Genomic DNA, 7231 nt, shown 5'->3' with positions numbered 1-7231 from the left:
TTCAGCTCCTCTTTTTATTCGATTGATAAGGAGGACGCGCGGTCAGTATAGGACGCCGTAAAAAAATATGGGACTCCCTAACTGTATGAGAGGAAATGCTCTCAATCACTCATAAGGAGCTAGTCATGGAAAATTTAAACGCAACACAGCCTGTAATCAAACAATGCAATCACATCCCACAGCTACTAAGCATCAAAGAGGTTGGTAGTTACACTGCTCTTAGTCGTTCCACGATATATGAGCTTATCAATGAAGACTCTGACCGCTACGACCCAACATTTCCCAAGAAAGTACAGCTTACGCAGGTTAGAGTAGTGTGGGTAGCTAGTGAAATAGCAGAATGGATCGAGGCTAAGATAGCTGAGCGTTCAGCCTAGGCGTACTGAACCGCCTTACTACTAAGAGTAGGGCGGTTTATTTTTTTTTGGTGGAGTTTACTAATTTACAAATGCTTAGTCTTATTTGATGAATTAAATCATCATTAACATTAATTTTATGATTTAATTCATCAGACCAATAGCCTTTGCGATAATTTTTAATTAATTTAATGTTTTATATCAATAACTTGTATTTATTTTTATAGTATTGGTACGCAGATTGCATCAAGACAAACTAGAGTTAAACTTATAAATACTCGAGGTAAATTGATGAATACTGATAACGTTCAAATTTTTAAAACTGCTCGTCGATTGTTGACAGGTGAGAACTCTAGTTATCTGCTACCTGAAGAGATGGCTAGCTTAAATGTAAAAAGACCGTTAATTGTAACGGATAAAGGTGTCAAAGACGCTGGTATTATTCAACCAGTAATTGATAACCTCAAATCAAATGGTGTTGAAAATATATTTATTTACAGTGATATTTCAGCAGAGCCAGAAACCCACATTGTTGAGGCTTGCTGTGAGACTTTCGAAGAAAATCAATGTGATGGGGTTATCGCTATAGGAGGTGGTAGTGCAATGGACACGGCAAAAGCCGTTGCAATTTATAGTGGTGAAACAAGATCATTGAGCGAATTATTCGGTGAGGATAAAGTAGCGCCTCGGAAAATCCCTTTAATTTGTATGCCAACAACAGCAGGAACAGGCTCTGAAGTTACTAACATATCAATATTGTTGGATGTTCAAGCACAGATTAAAAAAGGCATAGTAAGTAATGAGCTACTACCAGATGTTGCTATTGTCGCTCCTGAGCTAACATTGAGCTGCCCAGAATTTGTTACTGCTGCAAGTGGCGTTGATGCGCTAGTACACGCAGTAGAGAGTTACTTATCTAATTTTGCTTCCGAAATTACTAAATCTTTATCCATTGCTGCAATCCGAATGATTGTTGATGCATTGCCTGTTGCTTATCAAGAGCCTACTAATATAGCTGCACGTGAGAAAATGGCTACAGCTAGTTTAATGGCGGGGCTAGCTTTTGGTAATGCTGGCGTTGGAGCTGTACACGCGCTTGCATATCCGCTTGGTGGTAGATTCCATTTATCTCACGGTGTTAGTAATGCAGTCATGTTTTCTCATGTGATGAGGTGGAATAGTACTAGTTGTCCAGACAAGTTTATCGATATCGCGATTGCTATGGGTGCAGACCATTCTATTAGTGAATCTGATGCGGGGGACTATGTAGTCGCTAAAATTGAAGCATTATGTGTGTCTGTATCTATCCCTAAACAACTTAGAGAGTTTGGAATCGAGTTTGACGATTTAAATGAGTTAGCTATTTCAGCTAGTGCTGTGACCAGGTTATTGCGAAACAACCCTAGACAACTTAGTGTCAAAGATATTGAAACTATATACCAAGAAGCCTTTTAAGGAGGAAGTCTGCTATGTCTTTATGGAAGAAGCGAACGGCAGCAGGAGAAGCATCTTATTATCCACTAGGACCATTTAAAGTCCGACTACCCTTTCTACATTACCGTTTTGAGTGGCCTGATTATTTCCAAGGTCTACTCATGTGTGCTGTTGATTTAGCTGCTATTCCGCTAATGACAGAACTATTGGGTATGCCCTTTGAAGCAGCCCTTGCCATTGTGATGATCAATGGAATTTTTTATCTACTCCATCACCTATTAGGTGATCCTGTCGTACCTGGGTGGATCACACCTGCTATACCTCTACTTATTATGTATGTATCTACTTTTCCTGAAGGAGAAAGTAGAGTCCATGCGCTCATTGCTTTTCAGATGATGTTAGGCTTATTCGCCATATTTTTAGGAGCATCAGGTGCAGCTAAGCGAGTCGTTCATCTTATTCCTAGTGCGATTAAAGCAGGCATCATTATGGGTGCCGGGCTAGCTGCAGTATCTGTGGTTTTTCAAGAAGGCGGGCGGTTTGAGACTTATCCATTTACTGTTACTATCGCTGTTGGGATCGCATTTTACTTAATCTTTTCGCAGCATTTTGCTAAGTTAAGAAAATATCATTGGAGCTTCCGTTTTATTGGTAACCTTGGTGTATTTCCTATCATTGTACTGGCAATTATTCTTGCGCCGATGTTCTCAGAAGCACCTTGGCCAGATATCCAGTGGGGTATCACAAAGCCAGACTTTGTGACAATGTTTACCGAATATACTGTATTTGGTGTAGGTCTCCCTCCAATGACGATGTATTTAACAGCTATTCCAACAGTCCTGGCTGCTTACATCGTATTATTTGGTGATGTATTACAAAGCAAATCCATATTAGAAGAAGCTGATGAAGTACGCCAAGATGAAAAAATTGACTACGATCCGAATCGAGCACATCTAATTTTTGGCGCTCGAAATCTGGGAATGAGTATTATGGGACCAGATGTGGCAATGTGTGGTCCTTTATGGGCGGCAATGCATGTTGTGATTGTTGAGCGATACAAGCAGGGCAGACAGGCAATGGACTCAATATTTGGAGGTGCTGGTTCTTTCCGCTGGGGTACTAATACTGGGTTGTTATTATTGCCTGTAGTCAGTTTAGTACAACCAATACTAGGAATAGCATTAGCTTTAACATTATTAATTCAAGGCTATGTCAGTGTCCGAATTGGTATTCAAGAAGCGCGTTGCGATAGTGATCTAGGTATTGCTGGTGTTATTGCTGGAATACTAGTTATAAAAGGTGCCACGTGGGCATTCGCTGCTGGAGTGTTATTATGCTTCTTAATATATGGTTGGCGTTTGCGTGAAAAAATAAAGGAGTAGAACTGAGTGTTCCTTGATGAAAATCTACAGAGGGTTATAGATGCGCTAAGTGATGGTGTCTATATCACTGATGGTAATGGTATAACAATTACTATGAACAAAGCTTATGAGCAAATGACAGGGCTACCTAAGCGGCGTTTGATCGGTTTGCATATGTCTGAAGTCGTCAAGGCTGGTTTTATTTCGCGTTCCGTTTCACTCGAAGTATTGAAAGAACTGCGTGCTATTACTATCATTCAAACAATAGGTAGTAATCATAAAATATTTGTTTCTGGTACTCCGATGTTCGATGCACAAGGTCGAATAGAGTACGTTGTCACTACAGCAAGGGATATAACAGAGCTTTTAAAAGCAAAGCATGCAGAAGAGCAGCTTGAGCAACTATTAAAACTAAGAGAGAATTACGGAACGTCAGTCGAAGAGAGTACTGCGCAAGAAAAATTTATTATTAGCCGTAATACGAAAGCTTGTTATGATTTAGCAAAAAAAGTTGCTGCAACTAGTGCCAAAATGCTTATTCAAGGTGAAACTGGTACTGGCAAAACATTATTAGCAAATACCATCCACCAGTATAGCAAGGTCTGTGACGGTCCATTTATTGAACTTAATTGCGCGGCTATGCCAGAAGCACTACTTGAAGCTGAACTTTTTGGATATATGCCGGGAGCCTTTACTGGAGCATTGATAAAAGGAAAGATTGGACTGCTTGAAGCCGCCAATAACGGCACTTTATTCTTGGATGAAATTGGTGATTTACCGCTCAGTTTGCAAGCAAAGTTACTTAAAGTAATTGCTGAAAATCGCTTTATACCTGTCGGTGGCACTGAGTTTAAAACAACAAACTTCCGCTTAATTTCCGCTACACATTATGATTTAAAAAAACTGGTAGAAGTAAAATTATTTAGAGAAGACTTACTTTATCGATTAAGTGTTGTTCCCATTTATCTACCACCGTTACGAGAAAGAAGCGATGAAGTTCGTCCATTACTAGAACATTACATTCAATACTTTAATGAAAAATATGAACTAGATTGTCATTGGCACGAAGATGTTCTTTCACAATTAAGCGGCTATAACTGGCCCGGTAATATTCGTGAGTTGATTAACTTAACGGAAAGGTTAGTAGTTACCGTTGATCAGTCATTAATTACATTTGCACATTTACCCAGTGAATTCGGTTTAAAAAGCCCTTTGAAACAAGATAAGCGCTCTTTGAAATCACAAGTAGAGGTTCTAGAACAAAAATTAATCAACGAAGCTATAGCGGAGTATGGCACTACAAGGGCAGCTGCTAACGCTCTTAATATTGATCAATCCACTCTAGTTAAAAAACAAAAACGTTGGCGTGTTAATGAAGAAAAAAACAAAATTTAATATATTTAAGAATGAAAGCTTAAAGTTACTTTCGGCATTGCAATGATCGATGATGGCTTTACTTCCAAGCAATTGATACTGGGTGAAAACATCATATTGCGAGCGCAAAATGAGAATTATACCGATATCGTGGTTAAGGGCTCGCTTGAGTTATTTGGGGTGATGGCGAGTAGCATTAGACGGTTTAAGCGGTGAGGGTAGGCTTTCAATGAATAATATTTTAAGTTATAAAACTATGAACAAATTAGCATTAATAACTCTAATATTTTTATAAAAGCCTCCGTAGATCAGTACAGTCAATAGCTGTACATTCTAGATATAATGGACGAAAATCTTAGGTTGTGTCTGAGTTAAGAACAACAAAAAAGTCGACACTATTATATAGTGTCGACTCCTTATTTTTATTCGATGAAAGCGCTCACATGCCAATTTGAGTCACTATGAAATAAATGATTGTACCTATATAATTTCCAACGACATAACCGACAGTACCAATAACTAATATAGGACCCACTAGCTTTGTCCAGCCTTTACTAATTGCTAAAGCAGCAGCTGTAGTTGGTCCACCTATATTAGCATTACAAGCTAAAACTACCTCTTCCACACTGAATTTAAACAGTTTGCCTATACCCATAGTGATGGCTAGGTTAACCATAGCAATGATAAATACAAATACGAACAACAACGGGGCTTTAGTCACAATTAAGCCAATAGAAGCGGGAATACCAATAACGACAAAAAATAAATAAATACAGTAAGTGCCGAGTTCTTGGCTACCGCTAAGCTTCTCAAAAGAGTCTCTAAAAATAGAAGCGACTATAAAGGTAATGGTTGTTAGTAGTAGATATTTATCAGTAACCAAACTAATAACTAAGTCGCCAACCACGTTATCACTAGTGCCTAGTAGCGCTTTTAGGAATGCTGATAGCTTAAACGAAATAAGGACTATTAGCATTGAGCTGGCTAAACAGATAGCAATATCTTTTAATGAGATAAGGTTAGGTTTCCAGTAAGCCTCAGACAATGTCCGCCTACTTTGCATCTCTTGATTCTTTTCAATTTCATCGGTATGCGGTGAACCCCAGACACGACGTATGATAGGAATACCCGCTAAGCCAATTAAAATTAGGAAATAAAAGGCCATCATCATGTTGTCAGCGACAATAGTAGCTGCATTAATGCTTTCGCTTGGTGCTAATTTGGCAGACATAGCTGCGTAATTAACTCCACCACCACTATAAGAGGCTGAAATCATACCACTGACTTTATCCAGCTCTGGAATATAATGACGTAAAGCTAGGAATGCAATGACAGTACCAATCATAGTAGCCATAGACGATGTTAAGAACAATAATAACAACTTCCAGCTTTCTTTCACTAATGATTGTAAATTGGTCTTAAATAATAATAAAGGTATGGCTAGCGGTACGATATAGCCCCAGACAATATCGTATGTAGGCGCATCTGTCGGAATAATTTTTAGATTAGATGCTGCAATAGCAATTAACAACGCGATGACTGCACCAGGAACTTTACTAGCCCATTTGTAACGTTGTTCGATGAAAATAGCGGAGGTGGCTGCTACTAAAACGAATGTCCACAATGCTAGATGATCGTCTGCCTGAATTAAAGTTTCCATCATATTCCTCCTTGAAATTGATGTTTAAATATAAAGCTACTAAGACAGTTAAAATTCAAACATTAGTTTTTTATTGTATCCCAACGAGCAGCACCATAGATGGCATGAGCTTGTTTTTTATAATGTGCCCAAAGAGTATTGCCATAATCAAAATGCCACCATTCGGTGGGTAAGTTAGTAAAACCAACTTGCGTCATCACCGAGTATAATAAACGTCTATTATTACAAGCAATGTGCTCAGGATAGTCTTCATAGAAATTAGTGTATGAGCGCTCTGTTGGCTCATCGAAATCCCCTCCCATATCTAACCAATCGCCAGTTTCGATCTCAAACAAAGTGATATCTACAGAACCTCCTGTTAAATGAGGGCTGATAAAATCTGGACTAACTGGCGCGGCGAACTTTGATAGTAGCGCTTCTTGCTCTAGAGGACTCAAATGAGGATTTTCTATTTTAATAACATTACCAATTTCATCTCGAACGCCCTGTTGAACACTGCGTGAGCGCCAAGCGTCCAGCACTATGATGCCCAAATTATCAGGCAGTAAATCAGTTGCTTGTTGAAGTTTTTGGATAACAGACTGTCTAGCTACACAGGTGTCCATAGCGTATGGCACATCATGAGAAAAATAAATAGGCAGTTGTTTTAGGTTATCATTATTTGGAATAATAGCTAATGGTTCATCGGATTCAGCTATAGCAATATCTTTTAGTTTGCCCCAGTCATACTGAGACATTTTTGGTATAGGAGATAAAGGCATTGTATGTCTCGACTTGCTTAAATAGTTATACTCTTATAGAGATTCATTCGAAAGCGTTAATAGCTCGGCCTTGATAAAAGAGGATAGTACTGTTGGTATACTTAGGTGTTTTCTATTTTCGAAGAGGTCTAACTATGTCATATTAAATTAAACATTAGTATACTAGATGTCTTGCAAAACTGCCAGTTCATTTACTTCCGCTGACGGAGTCACAAAGGCTAGCGACGACTTATGCAAGAGGTCTAATCATAAAAATAGTCTTTTCAATAAAAAGACTATTTACAG

At 38.6% G+C, this 7231-nt stretch carries 7 protein-coding genes; 5 read left to right on the top strand and 2 right to left on the bottom strand.

Translation table 11 applies throughout. The features are described from left to right. Positions 1 to 125: 125 nt before the first annotated feature. The 5 genes from ACT3S4_RS05415 to ACT3S4_RS05395 all read left to right on the top strand — a co-directional run bounded on the left by ACT3S4_RS05415 (position 126) and on the right by ACT3S4_RS05395 (position 4741). Positions 126 to 377, top strand: a complete 252-nt coding sequence (locus ACT3S4_RS05415) for a helix-turn-helix transcriptional regulator (RefSeq protein WP_444760646.1) — start codon at positions 126 to 128, stop codon at positions 375 to 377. A 270-nt stretch (positions 378 to 647) separates the two neighbouring features. Further along, complete coding sequence (locus ACT3S4_RS05410) at positions 648 to 1811, top strand: iron-containing alcohol dehydrogenase family protein (protein WP_444760645.1); 1164 nt, start codon at positions 648 to 650, stop codon at positions 1809 to 1811. A gap of 14 nt (positions 1812 to 1825) precedes the next feature. Beyond that, a complete protein-coding gene (locus ACT3S4_RS05405) occupies positions 1826 to 3172 on the top strand; it encodes a hypothetical protein (RefSeq protein ID WP_444760644.1) in 1347 nt (448 codons plus the stop codon). Positions 3173 to 3178: 6 nt separating this feature from the next. Further along, on the top strand, positions 3179 to 4546 hold the full coding sequence (locus ACT3S4_RS05400; protein WP_444760643.1) for a sigma-54 interaction domain-containing protein: 1368 nt from the start codon (positions 3179 to 3181) through the stop codon (positions 4544 to 4546). A 42-nt stretch (positions 4547 to 4588) separates the two neighbouring features. Continuing rightward, positions 4589 to 4741 carry a hypothetical protein gene (locus ACT3S4_RS05395; protein WP_444760642.1) on the top strand — a complete coding sequence of 51 codons (153 nt, stop codon included), beginning with the start codon at positions 4589 to 4591 and terminating at the stop codon, positions 4739 to 4741. A 223-nt stretch (positions 4742 to 4964) separates the two neighbouring features. Here the strand turns inward: ACT3S4_RS05395 and ACT3S4_RS05390 are convergent, their stop codons facing one another. After that, positions 4965 to 6185, bottom strand: coding sequence for a DUF819 family protein (locus ACT3S4_RS05390; RefSeq protein ID WP_444760641.1), 1221 nt, complete (start codon positions 6183 to 6185; stop codon positions 4965 to 4967). Positions 6186 to 6247: 62 nt separating this feature from the next. Continuing rightward, complete coding sequence (locus ACT3S4_RS05385; protein WP_444760640.1) at positions 6248 to 6946, bottom strand: M15 family metallopeptidase; 699 nt, start codon at positions 6944 to 6946, stop codon at positions 6248 to 6250. Between the last annotated feature and the right edge of the window lie 285 nt (positions 6947 to 7231).

The organism is Psychrobacter sp. AOP30-A2-5 (genome assembly GCF_052378115.1).
GTDB lineage: Bacteria > Pseudomonadota > Gammaproteobacteria > Pseudomonadales > Moraxellaceae > Psychrobacter.
The sequence above is the reverse complement of the archived record's forward strand: the minus strand, read 5'-3'. Positions and strand labels throughout refer to the sequence as shown.

Coding starts and splice junctions, on each gene's coding strand:
- ACT3S4_RS05395 (WP_444760642.1), top strand. CDS start 4,589: ATGATCGATGATGGCTTTACTTCCAAGCAATTGATACTGGGTGAAAAC.
- ACT3S4_RS05390 (WP_444760641.1), bottom strand. CDS start 6,185: ATGGAAACTTTAATTCAGGCAGACGATCATCTAGCATTGTGGACATTC.
- ACT3S4_RS05415 (WP_444760646.1), top strand. CDS start 126: ATGGAAAATTTAAACGCAACACAGCCTGTAATCAAACAATGCAATCAC.
- ACT3S4_RS05410 (WP_444760645.1), top strand. CDS start 648: ATGAATACTGATAACGTTCAAATTTTTAAAACTGCTCGTCGATTGTTG.
- ACT3S4_RS05385 (WP_444760640.1), bottom strand. CDS start 6,946: ATGCCTTTATCTCCTATACCAAAAATGTCTCAGTATGACTGGGGCAAA.
- ACT3S4_RS05405 (WP_444760644.1), top strand. CDS start 1,826: ATGTCTTTATGGAAGAAGCGAACGGCAGCAGGAGAAGCATCTTATTAT.